The sequence below is a fragment of the Cognatiluteimonas telluris genome, assembly GCF_011320095.1.
Lineage (GTDB): Bacteria > Pseudomonadota > Gammaproteobacteria > Xanthomonadales > Xanthomonadaceae > Cognatiluteimonas > Cognatiluteimonas telluris.
This window is the reverse complement of record NZ_JAANOY010000001.1, coordinates 110,794-127,172: the sequence shown is the minus strand read 5'-3', so window position 1 is coordinate 127,172 and position 16,379 is coordinate 110,794. Positions and strand designations below refer to the sequence as shown.

Here is a 16,379-nt window from a genome sequence, read left to right as displayed (position 1 = left end):
CGATCCTCACGCGGCCGGAACTCCGGCTCGGTCTCCGGCGAGCGCCATCGCGAGGTCCGCGCTTGCCGCCTGTGCGTGGCCGCGAACGCCTTGCGAGATCGCATGGACCAGCGCGTCATCCCCGGCCTTGGCAAGGATGCGCGCTTCGCGTGCGGCAAGAGCGGCCGCGTCCGCGGCTTCTTCCGGACGGATCAGGAAATCCAGGATGTCGTACTGGCTGTAGAAGACTTCACGCTTGTCGCGCCAGTAACCATTGCGGCCGCTGTTGACGCTTTGCGCAGCGGGCGAGAACGGGTTGAAGAACATCACTGCGGGAATCCCGAGCGTCCAGGCCACGACCCCGAGATGGTAGGTGTCCGTCACGACCATCCGGCATTCGAGCAGTCTGCGCAGCAGCGAAGGAAACGAGGTCGTCGGATGCCCCTCGCCGGCGGCCAGCGCCGGAAACGCGGAGCGGGATCCCCAAGGCAACCAGTGCCGTTGCAGGCCCAGTGCCGTTGCCCACCGAAGCGCCACGTCGCCGATGACGTCCCGACTGCCGCCGCCGCGCCCGACGAACCAGCCGACAACGTCGGCAGTCGCCGTTCCCGCGCATGACGGGTAAAGCGACGCCAGTCCGTCCCGATCAATCGCCTGTGCGCAGTCACCGCCCCAGAATCCGGTGCGATAGTCCCCAGACAGGCGTGCCAGCTTGCCGGCGGAGATCACATCGCGCACCCATAACCGACGTGCCCCGGCGATGAAGCGCCTCAACGCGGCGCCATAACCAGGCGAGGATTCATCCTCGATCGTGTTGAACAGCAGGGTGGTGCCGAACGAACAGGTGCGGGCAAGTACCGGATCCGGCGTGCCGGACATCAACAAGTCATCGTTGATCGACGGTCCGGCCGCTGCCTTCGCGGCGTCACGCAAGCGTGAATCGATGCCTTGGAGCGCGCGGAGGTACTGGGCCATGTGCAGGAAATCGCCCCAGTACAGGATGCGATCTGCCGCGAGGAACCGTTCCCGCTCCCCGGGCTGGGAAAAATCGCGGCAGGCCAGCCCGGAACTTGCGGCAGCGTCCAGGAGCGCTGTGTCCGTACGTTCCTTGCTGGGCACCCGATCCTCGATCGAGTGCACCCGATAGACGGTCGCCGAAGATTCCAGCCGATGCCGGCGCAGGAAAAGACGCAGGCCCGTTTCGACCGCTGACATGCCCGGGTTGTATCCAGGCGGCGTGGCGACGAGTATTGAAAGCGACATCAGCTCATTCTGGTTAGGCGCAGGCGCTGCCGTTGTGCCCATTTTGCATGGGTCGGGCGACACGCCGTCCCGTTGGCATCATCGGATCGTACGATCCCGCCCACTTTCGTGGATCGGACTGGGATGCGATCCCAGCCGGCCGAGTCCCGATGAAGGCCGCCAATTGCGCATGGCGGCAGCCTCAGGGCTCCACCGCGCGCAGGCTTGCCGAACCGATATGCCACGCGCGCTGGTCGGCGCTGGCCCCATCGACTACCGCGCGCCGGAGCGTGTAGCTGCCGATGTAACGCCGCGTGGCCCCGTCATGCAGCGTCGCGGTGATCGTGACCGGGACCTGGAGATAACGCGAACCCGCGGCGGCATCGATGCGCCCCGGCGCACCCAGCTGCACGCTCACCGCATCGGTATTGGCGAAGCCGTCGGCGAACTGCTGCAGCGTCTGGCCGCTGCTGCGTCCACCATCGGACCACAGCGCCCAGGCATGCGCGTAATCGTGGTGCTGGATTGCCGCGTAGTAATCGGCGATCACGGCGAGCGCGTCCTGCACCGAAGGCTCGGCGCCGGTGACCGGTATCGAGCTGTCGCTGGGAGCCACGCCCGCGGAACTTCCTTCCATCGTGATATCGCCGCTGACATTCGCCAGGGCTGCCGATGCATTACCTGGGGGCACCGCGTCGGTTACCGCGGCGCCCTGGGCAATGAGCGCCTCGCCGACCGGGTTGGGGCCTGGCTTCGCCGGCATCCCGGTCACCGAGCCGCCGGTGGGCGCGGGCTTGGGGAGGATCACCTGATCTTCGCTGGCCGCGCCGGGATCGGCGTCGCCATTGCCGGTGCCGGGGTTCGGGTTGCAGCCGAGGATCGCGACGAGCGATGCCAGCAGAACGACCAGTGCGGCTGTGCGCGGAAGGCTCATCGCGATTGATCCAGGTGCACGACCACCCGCCCGTCGTCGATCGTGGTCGCCCCGATTCGACGCGCACCCAGGCGTTGCAGGAGGCTGCCGTCGAATTTGTAGACCGGTTCATTGCGGGCGTAATCGGCCAGCCAGCGGCTGATGAGTTCACGCCCGGTGCCACCCATGGCGCCGCCGAGCGAGGGGACATCGACCGACTCCAGCGTGGGCTGGTCCAGGTGCAGGCCCAGCGAACGTGCATCGAAGCGCAATCCGCTCGCGACCGCGAAATGCCCGGCCGGTTGCTGGCTGTTGCGCCCGAGCGCGCCGAAACCCACGTCGAAGTCCAGCCGCAGGCGATGGCTGCCGGGCGGAATGCTCAGGCGCGGATGCAGCACGGTGAGCGTGACCAGGCCACCGAGCTTGTCGTAATCGCGCGGAAACCGCGTATCCAGGTAGCCCTGCAATTGCGGTGCACCCAGCGAGATCTGGTTGCCGAGCAACCCGGCGATCGCGCCCATGCTGGTGCAGGCAGCCAGCACGCCGGCGGCGGCGAAGGCCAGGCCCAGGGTACGCATCAGTCGCATGGGCCTGCTCCAGCGGTCGGGACCGACACCATCGGGCTGCATGGGTGAAAGTGGGGTGGCGAGGCGGGCAGCGACGTTCCGGGCGATCACAGCGTCCTTCGTCCCGGGTTCAACCATGCAAGCAACAGGCCGAGCAGCAGGGTGGCGATCGTGCCGAACACCAGCTGCTTGTGCACCAGCGCGGCCGGCAGCGGCTGCACGGCGTAATGGATCAGGTAGCCCGGCACGGTGGCGACCGCCGCGATCGCGGCGCCGAAACGCAGGCCCTGGCCCAGCGCCGGACGATTGGGGTGCATGCCCATGCGATACAGCCAGGTCAGGCCGAAGCCGATCAATACGTGCGCGGCGAGCATGTACGGCAGGTAGGCCTGCGCCGATACCTGGTCGCGCATCAGGCCGGCGGCGACCAGCGCGTTGTAATCGCCCTGCAGCAACCAGCCATGCACGACGAAATCCAGCAGCAAGGCAGCGATCGACACCACGATCCCGCACACCCAGAAGCGCTTGTCGCCCATGGTCTTGTCCATCCTGTGTCCGCGACCACCCTTCGGGGCCGCGCTCCGTAATGGGGAATGAGGTCGCCGCGGGGGACGGCGACCGCGCGATGCTAGCGCGCCGGGCCGGCGCACGATAGGCGCCCACACGCCGGATTGTGCGCTGGCGGCGCTCCTACGAAGGACGATCCGGCGCTGGCCCGGATGGCCTGCGCACGCTGTCGATCGCGGCGATGAAGGCGTCCGGGCCGGGCCAGGGGCTGATGCGGCCGAGCTTCTTCCTGCCGCGGAAGACGAGGAACGTGGGGATGCCATGCAAGCCGAACCGCGTGGCCATCGCGCGATCGTCGTAGACGTTGTCGTGCAGCCATTGCACGTCCGGCCAGGCGAAGGCCGCGGGCGACTGCGCCAGCTGCGCCTTGGCGATGTCGCAATTGGGACAGTCGCCGCCCCACAGGAAGAGGATGCGCAGCCCCTCGTCGTCGGCCAGCCGTGTGTCCAGGGTGGCGCTGGTCACCGCCTGCATCGGGAAGCGGGAAAAGAAGCCGGGCAGTTCCGATCCGGACATGCGGCGTCGCTCAGTCGATCGCGCGCCGCAGGCCATCGATCGTGGCTTCGTCGAGCAGCAGCACGATCGAGGTGTCGGTTTCGATCGCCGCCAGGATCGCCTCGCGCGGGCCCGTCCGCCATTCATCACTGCCGTAGAACGCCTCCTGGCTGGCCTCGCGTTCGGCCAGGTCGACGTAGGCACGGATCAGCACATACGCGTCGCGGTCGTGCGCCGACGGCCGGCAGGCGACGACATCGACATGCCAGCGCCGCAGCATCGGCAGCGACTGGGTTTCCATCAGCCGCGCGAAGTCCCCACGGCGGCCGGGCTTGAGCTGGTAACTGCGGATTTCGACGGCGCGTGCCATGCCGGGCATGGTAGCGGCAACAAGCAGCCGCGCCAGCCATCCACTGTGAAATCGGAAGCCACCGAGGCAGAAAAAGCCTGGCTCGGCTGGTTTCCCCCCGGCCTCTTGATTGGTGTTGACGTGGCCATGGCCTGGCCATGGCCGTTGCCGTTGCTCTTGCTGCGGCTACTGCCCTCTTGTGACTTAAAGGCCGCCGAGCATCGCAGGCGCGGGGGGCCGCAGAGGCGCCCATGTCTGAGCGCAGCGAGTTTGGGCGCCGTGCCGCCCGTGCCGAGAAGCGCAGGGCACCGGGGACGGCTTCACCGTCTCCGGCGGCTGTCAGGAGCAAACGGTTTTGGTGACTTTTGCCAAGACAAAAGTCACTCGCGCGAAGCGCGAAAGCCTTGGGCTTGATCTGACGACGTCCGCAGGACGAGTTGCCGTTGCCTCATTGTTTGTGGCGACAAAAGAGCAGGCACTGGATCCAAGCTTTAGCAGAAAACACCCCAGCGGCAGCCACAAAAAAGGGCCGGTCGAAACCGGCCCTTCCTGCAGGCGGACGAACCGCCCGCGACGCGTTGCCGATGGATCAGGCAGCGGCGTCCTTGAGCTTCTTGAGCGGACGCACCTTGACCTTGACCGAAGCCGGCTTGGCCGCGAACCACTGCTCTTCCTTGGTGAAGGGGTTGATGCCCTTGCGCTTGGGCTTGGCCGGAACGTTGACCGCGGTGATCTTCAGCAGGCCCGGCAGGGTGAACGAACCGACGCCCTTCTTGCTGACCGATCCATGCACCGCGCCTTCCAGCGACGACAGCACGGCGCGCACGTCGCGCGGCGCCACGCCGGAATTCTCGGAGATGTGCGCGACCAGGCCGGACTTGCCCAGTGCTTCCTTGATCGGCTTCGGTGCGGCCGGCTTCGCGGCCGACTTGGCGGCCTTCGGAGCGGCTTTCTTCGTTGCGGCTTTCTTCTTCGCCATATGTGTCCCGTGGTACTCGATAGATGGATGGGTTCGCCAGGAATTCCCCTCGGCCTGCGGAATGTAGGCGATGCGCAACGCGCCGCCAAGCCCCGCGAGGCGGTTTTTCGCGGGTTTTTTCATCCCGGCGGCGCGGTGGTTCCGATCCGGTGCCTTCGCGCCGCCGGAAAACGCGTCAATCCTCCTCGTGCCGGGGGCGCCAGGCGTCGACCAGCCGCTGCTGCACCTGCGGTGGAACCGGCTCGTAATGGCTGAAATCCAGCGCATAGCGGCCACGCCCGGCGGTCACCGACTTGAGCTCGGCGGCATAGCCCTCGAGCTCCGACAGCGGCACCTGCGCCTTGACCACGATCTCGCCACCGCGCGCCGAACCGGTGCCGTTGATGCGCGCGCGCTTGGACGCCAGTCCGCCGCTGATGTCGCCCATGTGCTGCTCGGGGGCCGCGACTTCGAGGTCGACGATCGGCTCCAGGACCTGCGGCCGGGCCTTGGCGATCGCGTCCAGGAAGGCCTTCTTGCCGGCGGTGACGAAGGCGACCTCCTTGCTGTCGACCGGATGGAACTTGCCGTCGAACACGGTGACGCGCACGTCCTGCAGCGGATAGCCCGCCACCGCGCCGCTGGCCAGCACCTGGCGCACGCCTTTCTCGACCGCGGGAATGAACTGCCCCGGAATCGTGCCGCCCTTGACCTCGTCGGTGAACTCGAAGCCGGCGCCGCGCTGCAGCGGTTCCACCCGCAGGAACACCTCGCCAAACTGGCCCGCGCCGCCGGTCTGCTTCTTGTGCCGGTGGTGGCCTTCGGCCTTGCCGCTGATGGTTTCGCGGTAGGCAATCCGCGGCGGACGGGTGCTGACTTCGACCCCGTATTTTTCCTTCAGCCGGTCGAGCATCACCCGCAGGTGCAGGTCGGACAGGCCGCGCAGGACGGTCTCGTTGAGCTCCATGTTGTGCTCGACCACGAACGCCGGATCCTCCTCGGCGAGCTTGTGCAGGGCATTGGCGAGTTTCTGCTCCTGGCCCTTGTGCGCGGCCGTCACCGCCAGCCCGAACATCGGCCGCGGGAATTCCATCGGCGCCAGGTGGATCTGGTCCTCGTCATGGCTGTCGTGCAGCACCGCGTCGAAATGCAGCTCCTCGACCTTCGCCACCGCGGCGATGTCGCCGGGAATCGCCTGCGCGATCTCGACATGGTCCTTGCCGCGCAGCTTGAACAGGTGCGCGACCTTGAACGGTTTCTTGCCGTCGTCGACGAACAGCTGCGAATCGCGGCGGACCGTGCCCTGGTAGACGCGGAACACGCCGAGCTTGCCCACGAACGGGTCGTTGCTGATTTTGAACACGTCGGCGATGACATGCGCGTCCGGATCGGGCGTCGCTTCCAGCGGCGTCGCACCGTCGCCCTGGCCCTTCACGAACGGCGGCGGATTGGCCTCGCCCGGATGCGGCAACAGGCGCTCGAACACGTCGAGCAGTTCCATCACGCCGGCGCCGCTGCGCGCGGAGACGAAACACACCGGCACCAGGTGGCCTTCGCGCATGCACTGTTCGAAGGCGTCGTGCAGTTCCTGCCCGGAAAGGCCGCCTTCGCCGAGGTCCAGGTAATGGTCCATCACTGTCTCGTTGATCTCGACCACCTGGTCGATGATCTTCTGGTGCCAGTCGGACACCGGCCCCAGGTCGCTGGTGCCGCTGGATTGGCGGAAGCAATCGGCCACGCGCTTGCCGCCTTCGGCCGGCAGGTTGAGCGGCAGTACTTCCGGCCCGAAGGCGCGGCGCAGTTCGTCCAGCAGCTCGCCGAGCTTGGCGCCGGGATGGTCGATCTTGTTGACCACGATCAGCCGGCACAGCCTGCGCGCGCCGGAGTATTCCATCATCCGCCGGGTGCCGTGGCCGATGCCGGTGTCCGCATCGACGACGATCGCGACCGTTTCCACCGCCGTCAGCGCCGACAGCGTCGGGCCACGGAAGTCCGGGTAGCCGGGAGTATCGATCAGGTTGACGTGCACCGGCGGCTGGCCGGCCGGCGCGTGGTCGATGCTGGCGATCGCCGCATCGATGGAATGGCCGCGGTCCTTTTCGATCGGATCGAAATCCGACACCGTGGTCCCGCGCTCGATGGTGCCTGCCGTGGTCAGGGCGCCGCCGGCATGCAGCAGGGCTTCGAACAGGATGGTTTTGCCGGCGCCGGGATGGCCCGCGAGGGCCACGTTGCGGATCTGCTGCGTGGAATAGGACATGAGGCCGTTGCTCCCGTGGTTGGGGTCGAAGGCCGTCATGGCTGTCCGCTGCGGAAGCGCTGCCGTCCGAGCGGGCGCTCGGCGGGCGGTCATGGCGGGTACCGGCAGGCGGGTGCCGGGAGCAAGAGACTCCCGCACGCCGGGGCGGGGGTCAAGCGATGCGATGGCGACGTCGCCACGATCGCGCCGGCGCGAATCCGTCGCCATCCCGCTCACGTCCGGCGGCGTACCCTGCGGTTCCCGTCCGAAGGAGTGCGCCCATGTCCATCACCCGTTACGCCACCGCGCATTGGCAGGGCGACCTCAAGAGCGGACAGGGCACGCTCGCCACGCCCGCGAGCGGCCTGCTCGATGGCACCCGTTACGGCTTCAACACCCGCTTCGGCGATGCCAGAGGCACCAATCCGGAGGAACTCATCGCCGCCGCGCATGCCGGCTGCTTCGCGATGGCGCTGTCGGCCAAGCTTGCCGAGGCCGGCCATCCGCCGGCATCGCTGGACGCGCGCGCGGACGTGACGCTGTCGACGGACGGCGGCCCGTCGATCTCGTCGATCCGGCTGACAGTGAACGCCGACGTGCCCGGGATCGACGCGATGAAGTTCCGCGCCCTGGCCGAGGATGCGGAAAAGCACTGCCCGGTGTCGCGCGCGCTCAGCGCAGTGCCAATCAGCATGGAGGCGAACCTGGGGTGAGTCGCGATCCGGCGCGGACGCAGCCGGCGGCGGGTTTCCAGCCCGCGGTTGCCTGCATCAAGGCCAGTCGATTTCCCCGCGCACCACTGTGCACGCGCGACCGCCGGACCACACTTCGCCTTCGCGGTCGACCAGCAGTTCGATGATCGCGTCGTGGCCAACCTCACGCCCCTGGCTGACGCGATAGAAGCCGGTGTCGCCGGGAAGGGCGTCGCGCGAGGCAAGCCATGCGGCGAGCGTGGCGTTGGCGGCGCCGGAAGCGGCATCCTCGAAATGCGCCGGCGCGCCGACCCAGGCGCGCACCGCCAGGTAGTAGACCGGATCGTCGCTGCGCGCGAACACGCACAGGCCCATGCTGTCGGTGGCGTGCGCCAGTGCACTCACCGCATCCCAGTCCGGCGTCGCCGCGCGCAACGCACGTTCGTCGGCGATCTCGACCAGCCACCAGCGGCGGCCGCCATCCATCAATGCCGGCGGCAACCGGCCCAGCGGCAGGCCATGCAGCACGGCCTGCAGCTTCGGATCGTCGGCAGCGGCGACGGCCATCACCCGCGCCGGCGGCGTGCGCACCGCGATCGTGCGGGTCGCGCCTTCGCCAACCACGCGCAGGGGCAGCAGGCCGGCGATGCCTTCCTGCACCAGCAGGCCGTCGCGCGGTCGTGCCAGACCCGCCTCCAGCACCGCATGCGCGGTGCCGACGCTGGGATGGCCGGCGAAAGGCACCTCGCGGCGCGGACTGAAGATGCGCAGGCCGTAACTGGCCGCGTCGCTGGACGGTGGAAACACGAAGGTGGTTTCCGGCAGTCGCGTCCAGCGTGCGATGGCCTGCATGTCGTCGTCGCCCAGGCCGTGCGCGTCGAGCACGACCGCCAGGGGATTGCCGTCGCCCGGGCGTCCGGCGAAAACGTCCAGCTGCACGTAAGGCCGTTTCATGCGCGCACCTGCGATGCGGCGCCCCAGGCGAGCGCTCCATCGATCACGCATTGCACCTGGCCACCGATCCACGCCTCGCCGTCGGCGTCGATGCGCACATGGACGATGCCGTCGCGCCCCAGTTCGCGGCCCTGGCTTGCGACATAGCGCCCACCGGCGCCGGGCAGCGCGCCGGCGGCGGCCAGCTGCGCGGCGATGCAGGCGTTGACGCTGCCGGTCACTGGATCCTCCGGAATGTTGTCGGCCGGGCAGTACGCGCGGACGACGAGTTGATGGTCCGGCGCATCGCTGCGCCCGTAGACGGCGAGCCCGACAGCGTCGCTCGCACACGTCAGCGCCGCGATCGCGGGCACGTCCGGCTGCATCGCGCGGACGACGTCGCCATCGGCAAGCTCGACCACCCACCACGATGGCCCGTTGTTCCACAGTGCGGGCGCCTGGCGGCCGCGTGCCAGGCCGGCCACGGCCGCCTCGAGCAGCGCCGCACGCGCCTGCGCTGCGCCGTCGACGGGATGCGCACGCGGCGCCCGGACATGGATGCGGCGCGCCTCGCCGTCGGTGTCGACCTGCACCGGCAGCAGGCCCGCCGCGCATTCCTGCACGAGCCGGCCGTCGCGGGGTTGCGCGAGGGCGGCGTCGAGCACCGCCCAGGCGGCACCGACGCTCGGATGCCCGGCGAAGGGCAACTCCTGGCGCGGGGTGAAGATCCGCACCCGGTAATCGGCGTCCGCCGTGGTCGGCGGCAACACGAAGATCGTTTCGGAAAGATTGGTCCAGGCCGCGAAGGCCTGCATCGACGCCGCGTCGAAGCCGTGGCCGTCGAGCACCACGCCCAGCGGATTGCCTGCACCGGGACGGTCGGCGAACACATCCAGCTGCAGGTAGCGGCGCGACGCGGGCGAAGAGGGCATGGCAGGGCGACCGGGAACGGCCGCCCAGTGTCGCAGACGCCGCCACCGCCGGGGCGGTTGGCGCCCGGTCCTGGCTGCCTTCCGTCGGCGCCCGGCGTCGGGAATCGCGCCTGCAACGTCTAGAATGCGGCGCTTGCCTGCGCCGTCCGCCCGTCCGTCGGGCGCCCGCTGCCGGGCGCGTCACTCCGGATCGTTTCCGCGCCAGGACCCCATGTCGATTCCCGATCGCTGGATCGTGCTCAAGTTCGGCGGCACCTCGGTGTCGCGCCGCAACCGTTGGGACAACATCGGTGCGATCGCCCGCAAACGCATGGCGGACGAAGGCGTGCGCGTGCTGGTCGTGGTCTCGGCGCTGTCGGGCGTGACCAACGCGCTGCAGGCGATCGCCGACGGCGGTGACGTCGCGGGCATCGAAGCGCTGATCGCGCGCCACCAGTCCTTCGCGGGCGAACTCGATCTCGATCCGCAGGCGGTGCTCGGCGAGCGATTCGCGGTCCTGCGCGCGCTGGCCGCCGATGCGCGCGCCGCGCCGCGCACGCTCGACTGGCAGGCCGACCTGCTGGCGCAGGGCGAATTGCTGTCCTCGACCCTCGGCGCGGCCTACCTGCGGGCGCAGGGACTCGACTTCGGCTGGTGCGACGCGCGCGAATGGCTGGCGGCGATCGCGTTGCCGAACCAGAACGCGTGGTCGACGCGGTTGTCGGTGTCCTGCCGCCACGATGGCGACGACGCCCAGCGCGCACGCTTCGCCGCGCAGGCGTCGCCGCTGCTGCTGACCCAGGGCTTCATCGCCCGCCACGCCGACGGCGGCACCGCGATCCTCGGCCGCGGCGGTTCGGACACGTCGGCGGCGTATTTCGGCGCGTTGCTCGGCGCGCAGCGGGTCGAGATCTGGACCGACGTGCCGGGCATGTTCAGCGCCAATCCGCGCGAGGTGCCCGACGCGCGCCTGCTGGCGCGATTGGACTATGCCGAGGCGCAGGAAATCGCCACCACCGGCGCCAAGGTGCTGCATCCGCGCTCGATCGGCCCTTGCCGCGATGCCGGCGTGCCGATCGCCATCCTCGACACCGAGCGCCCGGACCTGCCCGGCACGCGCATCGACGGCGGCGTGGCGACGGTGCCCGGCGTCAAGGCGATCAGTCGTCGCAACGGCATCGTGCTGGTGTCGATGGAAAGCATCGGCATGTGGCAGCAGGTCGGTTTCCTGGCCGACATCTTCGAGCGTTTCAAGCGCCACGGGCTGTCGGTGGACCTCATCGGCTCGTCGGAAACCAACGTCACCGTGTCGCTGGACCCGAGCGAGAACCTGGTCAGCAGCAACGTGATCGAAGCGCTGAGCGCGGACCTGGCGCAGATCTGCCGGGTCAAGGTGATCGCGCCCTGCGCGGCGATCACCCTCGTCGGTCGCGGCATGCGCTCGCTTCTGCACCGGTTGTCGGACATCTGGGCCGCGTTCGGTCGCGAACGCGTGCACCTGATCTCGCAGTCGTCCAACGACCTGAACCTGACGTTCGTGGTCGACGAGGCCGATGCCGAAGGCCTGGTGCCGCAACTGCATGCGCAGCTGATCCGCAGCGGCGCGATGCCGGTGCAGGACGCGGGCGTGTTCGGCCCGAGCTGGCGCGAGATCGCGCAGGGCCGGCCATTGCGCGAGATTCCATGGTGGCAGCGCGAACGCACGCACCTGCTGGCGCTGGCGGAAGCCGGCACACCGCGCTACGTCTACGACCTGGCGACCGTGCGCGCGCGCCTGCATGCGCTGCTCGACGCCGGCCCGGTCGACCGCTGCTTCTATGCGCTCAAGGCCAATCCGCACCCGGCGATCCTGCGTGTGCTGGAGGCCGAAGGCTGCGGATTCGAATGCGTCTCGCGCGGCGAGCTCCAGCACCTGTTTGCGGTCCTGCCGGCGCTGCCCCCGGCGCGCGTGCTGTTCACCCCGAGCTTCGCGCCGCGCGCCGAATACGAAGCCGCGTTCGCGCGCGGGGTCACGGTCACGGTGGACAGCATCGAACTGCTGCAATGCTGGCCGGAGCTGGTGCGCGGCCGCGCCGTGTGGCTGCGGCTGGACCTGGGGCGCGGCGACGGCCATCACCAGAAGGTGCGCACCGGCGGCAGCGATGCCAAGTTCGGCCTGCCGATCGCGCGGATGGATGCGTTCGTCGCCCAGGCGCGCGCGCTGGACGTGCGCATCACCGGGCTGCACGCGCACCTGGGCAGCGGCATCGAAGCGACCGGGCACTGGCGCGACGTGTATGCGGAACTGGCGGCGCTGGCCGATGGCATCGGCACGGTGGACACCATCGATGTTGGCGGCGGCATGCCGGTGCCGTACCGGCCGGACGACGTGCCCTTCGACGTGGCCGCCTGGGCGCAGGGCCTGGCCGCGATCAAGGCCGCGTATCCGGCGCTGGCGCTGGCGATCGAGCCTGGCCGCTACCTGGTTGCGCAGTCCGGCGCGCTGCTGCTGCGGGTGACGCAGGTGGTCGACAAGGATGGCGTGCGCCGCGTCGGTGTCGATGCGGGCATGAATGCATTGATGCGGCCGGCGCTGTACGAAGCCTTCCACGACATCCGCAACCTGTCGCGCGCGGATGCCGCGGAGATGGCGATCTTCGACATCGTCGGCCCGATCTGCGAGAGCAGCGACGTGCTCGGCCAGCAGCGCGCGCTGCCGGCCGACACGCGCGAAGGCGATGTGCTGCTGGTCGCCGACGCCGGTGCCTACGGCATGGCGATGGCCAATACCTACAACCTGCGTGCGCTGCCCGCGGAAGACGTGATCGAAGAAGGTGCGAGCGATGTCTGAGTGGCGGTTCCAGCGCGATGCGATCCAGGCATTCGCCTTCGTGCGTTGCGATTTCGACCCGGCGACCGGCGTCGCGCGACTGGTTTATGCGTTCGACGACGGTCCCGAGCTGGTCGAGACGATCACGGTCCCGGGTGCGCCGTTCGTGCTGGACGAAGCGTGCGCGCAGGCGGCGCAACGCGCGCTGCAACTGCTGCACCTCATTGCGGGCGTGAGCTATTACAAGGCGGCGGTGCCCGGGACGATCCGCATCGACGGCTATGCGATCGATGCGGAGACGGCGGCATTGCTGGAAACGATCTACGTCCAGGGCCTGGGCGAGTTCGCGTACCGCAATGGGTTGAACGTGCACGGGATCAGGTTCCCCGCTGTGCTCCCCTCTCCCCGCGGGAGAGGGGCTGGGGGTGAGGGTATGCAGTACCTTGGAGCTTCGTCGGATGGCGCACCCTCGCCCCAACCCCTCTCCCGGAGGGAGAGGGGCTTGAACGCACCCTCACTCGGACTGCGCCACCACGCGCTGGTCGCCATCGGCGGCGGCAAGGATTCGCTGGTGTCGATCGAGTCGCTGCGCAGCCTCGGCGTCGCCCAGACCGTCAGCTGGATCGGTGGTTCGCAGCTGATCGCCGCCTGCGCGCAGCGCACCGGATTGCCGACGCTCAACATCGGCCGCCAGCTCGCACCGGCCTTGTTCGAATTCAACCGGCAGGGCGCGTGGAACGGCCATATCCCGGTGACCGCGGTCAACTCCGCGATCCTGGTGTTCGCCGCTGTGCTGCTCGGTGTCGACCAGGTGGTGTTCTCCAACGAGCGCTCGGCCAGTTACGGCAGCCTGATCGAGGGCACGGGCGAGGTGAACCACCAGTGGTCCAAGGGCTGGGCCTTCGAACAGGCCTTCGCTGCCCATGTCCGCAGCCACGTCGCCACCGACCTGCATTACTACTCGCTGCTGCGGCCGCTGAGCGAGCTTGCGGTGGCGCGGCAGTTCGCGCGGATCGATCGTTACGACGCCTGGTTCTCCAGCTGCAACCGCAACTTCCACCTGCTCGGCGAGCGCCCGGCCAATCGCTGGTGCGGCGTGTGCCCCAAGTGCCACTTCGTGTTCCTGGCGTTGGCGCCGTTCATGCCCAAGCCGCGCCTGGTGGGCATCTTCGGCCGCAACCTGCTCGACGATCCGGCGCAGACCGCCGGCTACGACGCGCTGCTCGAGTTCCGCGAGCACAAGCCGTTCGAATGCGTGGGCGAAGGTCGTGAGTCGCGCGCCGCGATGGCGGCCTTGGCCACGCGCCCGGAGTGGCGCGAGGACGCGCTGGTCGAACGCTTCGCGCGCGAGATCCGGCCGCAACTGGGCGAAGGCGACCTGCGCATCGATCCGTTGCTGGTGGTCGACGACGAACACGGCATCCCACCTGCACTCTGGGAGCGGCTGCGTGCGCATCTGTCAGCTTGACGGTCGCCGGGTCGCGTTGTGGGGCTGGGGGCGCGAAGGACGCGCGGCCTATCGCGCGATCCGCGCGCGGCTGCCGACGCTGCCGTTGATGCTGTTCTGCCCGGCCGACGAAATCGCGCGGGTCGCCGCGGATCCCTCCGGTACCGCGTCCGATGCATTGCTCGCGATCGAATCCGATCCCAGTGGCGAGCGCCTGTCCGCCTTCGATGTCGTCATCAAATCGCCGGGCATCAGTCCGTATCGGCCCGAAGCCGTCGTGGCACAGGCGGCGGGCACGCGTTTCATCGGTGGCACCGCGTTGTGGTTCGCCGAACGCGAGGACGCGCGCACGCTGTGCGTCACCGGCACCAAGGGCAAGAGCACGACCACCGCGTTGCTGGCGCACCTGCTGCGCGCCGGCGGCCACCGCACCGCGCTGGCAGGCAACATCGGGCTGCCGCTGCTCGAGCTCATCGACGCCGACGCCGGGTATTGGGCGATCGAGCTGTCGAGCTACCAGACCGGGGATGTCGCCGACAGCGGCACGCGGCCCGGCGTCGCCGTCGCGCTCAATGTCTTTCCCGAGCACCTGGACTGGCACGGCTCGCAGGCGCGCTACGTCGCCGACAAGCTGCGGCTGCTGACCGACGCGCGCCCGCGCATTGCCGTGCTCAATGCCGCCGATCCGACGCTCGCCGCGCTATCGCTGTCCGACAGCGACGTGCGCTGGTTCGGCCGCGACGACGGCTGGCACCTGCGCGGCAACCTGCTGCATCGCGGCGCCGAAGCCATCCTCGACACCGCAACGTTCGCGCTGCCAGGCCAGCACAATCGCGGCAACCTGTGCGCGGTACTGACCGCGATCGAGGCGGTCGGCCTGGATGCGGTTGCGCTGGCGCCGCATGCCGCGAGCTTCCAGCCGTTGCCGCATCGGCTGCAGACGTTGGGTGTGCGCGATGGCATTACGTACGTCAACGATTCGATCAGCACCACGCCGCACGCGAGCCTGGCCGCGCTGGAACTGTTCCGGGATCGCCCGGTCGCGATCCTGGTCGGCGGCCACGACCGCGGCGTCGACTGGGACGCCTTCGCCCAGGCCATGCGCCAGCGGCCGCCGCTGGCGGTGGTCACGATGGGCGCCAATGGCCCGGGCATTTTCGACCTGCTGGCGCCCATCGCCGCGTCCGGCGCCTTCGCGCTGGAGCGTGCCGACGACCTGCCTGATGCGATGGACAAGGCGCGCGCCCGCCTGCGCGGCGGCGGCGTCGTGCTGCTGTCCCCGGGCGCGCCGAGCTTCGGCGCCTATCGCGATTACACCGAGCGCGGCCGCCATTTCGCGGCGCTTGCCGGTTTCGATCCGGAGTCCATCGCTTCCATTGCAGGGCTCGGCATCGCCTGACCGGCTTCACCACCGTTGAACGGGCGCCGCGTACGCTCGCCGCGTTGCCATCGCCGCCATCGACCAGAGGAGCTGCCGCCATGAAACGCCTGCTCGCCTTGCTGCTGCTGTCGCTGTGCTCGCTGCCTGCCCTGGCGAAGATGCAGGCCCGGCCTGTCGACTGGACGCTGGGTAAGCAAATCTTCAGTGGCGTGCTGGTCTACGATGACGCGGCGGCCACGAAGCGCCCCGGCCTGCTGATGGTGCCCGACTGGAAGGGCGTGACCGCCGACAGTGTCCGCACCGCGCAGAAGATCGCCGGCAACCGCTACGTGGTCCTGGTCGCCGACGTCTACGGCAAGGGCGTGCGGCCCAAGGACGATGCCGCGGCGCTGGCGCAGGTGAAGTCGCTCTACGCCGACCGCCACGTGCTGCGCGAGCGCGCCAACAAGGCGCTGCAGGTGCTGCGCGCGCAGGCGGCGAAGGCGCCGCTGGATCCGGCGCACGTCGGCGCGATCGGCTTCTGCTTCGGCGGCGCGACCGTGCTTGAACTCGCGCGCAACGGCGCCGACATCGCCGGCGTCGCCAGCTTCCACGGCACGTTGCCAACGTCATTGCCTGCGAAGCCGGGCGTAGTCAAGGCGAGCATGCTGGTGCTCAACGGCGCCAACGACGCCAACACCACGCTGGCGGACGTCGCCGCGTTCAAGAAGGAGATGGACGCGGCCGGGGTCGACTGGCAGTTCGTGGATTTCAGCGGGGCGGTGCACTGCTTCGCGCTGGGAAACGCGCACTCGCCGCCCAACTGCCTCTACAACCCGCGCGCGGCCAAACGTGCCTACGCGATGATGGACGACTTTTTCCGCGAGCGCTTCGCCGGCCACTAGCCGGCGCCGGCGCG

Annotated in this window: 15 protein-coding genes; 5 read left to right on the top strand and 10 right to left on the bottom strand. The window is 69.1% G+C overall.

Annotated elements, in window-relative coordinates:
• Window positions 1-6 precede the first annotated feature (6 nt).
• The 8 genes from G7B67_RS00580 to fusA form a co-directional block, all read right to left on the bottom strand.
• Entirely contained in the window at window positions 7-1,242 is a 1,236-nt protein-coding gene (locus G7B67_RS00580; RefSeq protein ID WP_166206220.1) for a hypothetical protein, read from the bottom strand.
• 181 nt (window positions 1,243-1,423) lie between these two features.
• Complete coding sequence (locus G7B67_RS00575; RefSeq protein ID WP_166206217.1) at window positions 1,424-2,155, bottom strand: hypothetical protein; 732 nt, start codon at window positions 2,153-2,155, stop codon at window positions 1,424-1,426.
• Window positions 2,152-2,721, bottom strand: a complete 570-nt coding sequence (locus G7B67_RS00570) for a DUF1439 domain-containing protein (RefSeq protein WP_166206214.1) — start codon at window positions 2,719-2,721, stop codon at window positions 2,152-2,154. Before G7B67_RS00570 ends, G7B67_RS00575 begins: the two co-directional genes overlap by 4 nt.
• A gap of 86 nt (window positions 2,722-2,807) precedes the next feature.
• Window positions 2,808-3,248, bottom strand: coding sequence for a hypothetical protein (locus G7B67_RS00565; RefSeq protein WP_166206211.1), 441 nt, complete (start codon window positions 3,246-3,248; stop codon window positions 2,808-2,810).
• Window positions 3,249-3,390: 142 nt separating this feature from the next.
• Window positions 3,391-3,783, bottom strand: a complete 393-nt coding sequence (locus G7B67_RS00560) for a thioredoxin family protein (RefSeq protein ID WP_166206208.1) — start codon at window positions 3,781-3,783, stop codon at window positions 3,391-3,393.
• Between the two features lie 10 nt (window positions 3,784-3,793).
• A complete protein-coding gene (locus G7B67_RS00555) occupies window positions 3,794-4,132 on the bottom strand; it encodes an NIPSNAP family protein (protein WP_166206205.1) in 339 nt (112 codons plus the stop codon).
• Window positions 4,133-4,700: 568 nt separating this feature from the next.
• A complete protein-coding gene (locus G7B67_RS00550) occupies window positions 4,701-5,090 on the bottom strand; it encodes an HU family DNA-binding protein (protein ID WP_166206830.1) in 390 nt (129 codons plus the stop codon).
• 175 nt (window positions 5,091-5,265) lie between these two features.
• Complete coding sequence (gene fusA / locus G7B67_RS00545; protein ID WP_166206202.1) at window positions 5,266-7,329, bottom strand: elongation factor G; 2,064 nt, start codon at window positions 7,327-7,329, stop codon at window positions 5,266-5,268.
• 260 nt (window positions 7,330-7,589) lie between these two features.
• On the opposite strand from fusA, the gene G7B67_RS00540 reads away from it, so the two are divergent.
• Window positions 7,590-8,021 (top strand): OsmC family protein, encoded by a 432-nt coding sequence (locus G7B67_RS00540; protein ID WP_166206199.1) that lies wholly within the window; start codon window positions 7,590-7,592, stop codon window positions 8,019-8,021.
• A gap of 57 nt (window positions 8,022-8,078) precedes the next feature.
• On the opposite strand, the gene G7B67_RS00535 is transcribed toward G7B67_RS00540, so the two are convergent.
• Both G7B67_RS00535 and G7B67_RS00530 read right to left on the bottom strand, forming a co-directional pair.
• Entirely contained in the window at window positions 8,079-8,954 is an 876-nt protein-coding gene (locus G7B67_RS00535) for a PhzF family phenazine biosynthesis protein (protein WP_166206197.1), read from the bottom strand.
• Window positions 8,951-9,865 (bottom strand): PhzF family phenazine biosynthesis protein, encoded by a 915-nt coding sequence (locus tag G7B67_RS00530; protein WP_166206194.1) that lies wholly within the window; start codon window positions 9,863-9,865, stop codon window positions 8,951-8,953. The genes G7B67_RS00535 and G7B67_RS00530 overlap by 4 nt, the downstream gene beginning before the upstream one ends.
• A 211-nt stretch (window positions 9,866-10,076) precedes the next feature.
• On the opposite strand from G7B67_RS00530, the gene G7B67_RS00525 reads away from it, so the two are divergent.
• The 4 genes from G7B67_RS00525 (at window position 10,077) to G7B67_RS00510 (ending at window position 16,365) form a co-directional block, all read left to right on the top strand.
• Window positions 10,077-12,674 (top strand): bifunctional aspartate kinase/diaminopimelate decarboxylase, encoded by a 2,598-nt coding sequence (locus G7B67_RS00525; protein WP_166206191.1) that lies wholly within the window; start codon window positions 10,077-10,079, stop codon window positions 12,672-12,674.
• Entirely contained in the window at window positions 12,667-14,121 is a 1,455-nt protein-coding gene (gene murL / locus G7B67_RS00520) for a UDP-N-acetyl-alpha-D-muramoyl-L-alanyl-L-glutamate epimerase (protein WP_166206188.1), read from the top strand. Before G7B67_RS00525 ends, murL begins: the two co-directional genes overlap by 8 nt.
• The gene (murD, locus tag G7B67_RS00515; RefSeq protein ID WP_166206185.1) at window positions 14,102-15,499 is read left to right on the top strand and encodes a UDP-N-acetylmuramoyl-L-alanine--D-glutamate ligase; all 1,398 of its coding nucleotides are present in this window, start codon (window positions 14,102-14,104) and stop codon (window positions 15,497-15,499) included. The genes murL and murD overlap by 20 nt, the downstream gene beginning before the upstream one ends.
• Window positions 15,500-15,579: 80 nt before the next feature.
• Entirely contained in the window at window positions 15,580-16,365 is a 786-nt protein-coding gene (locus tag G7B67_RS00510) for a dienelactone hydrolase family protein (protein ID WP_166206180.1), read from the top strand.
• Window positions 16,366-16,379: the final 14 nt, after the last annotated feature.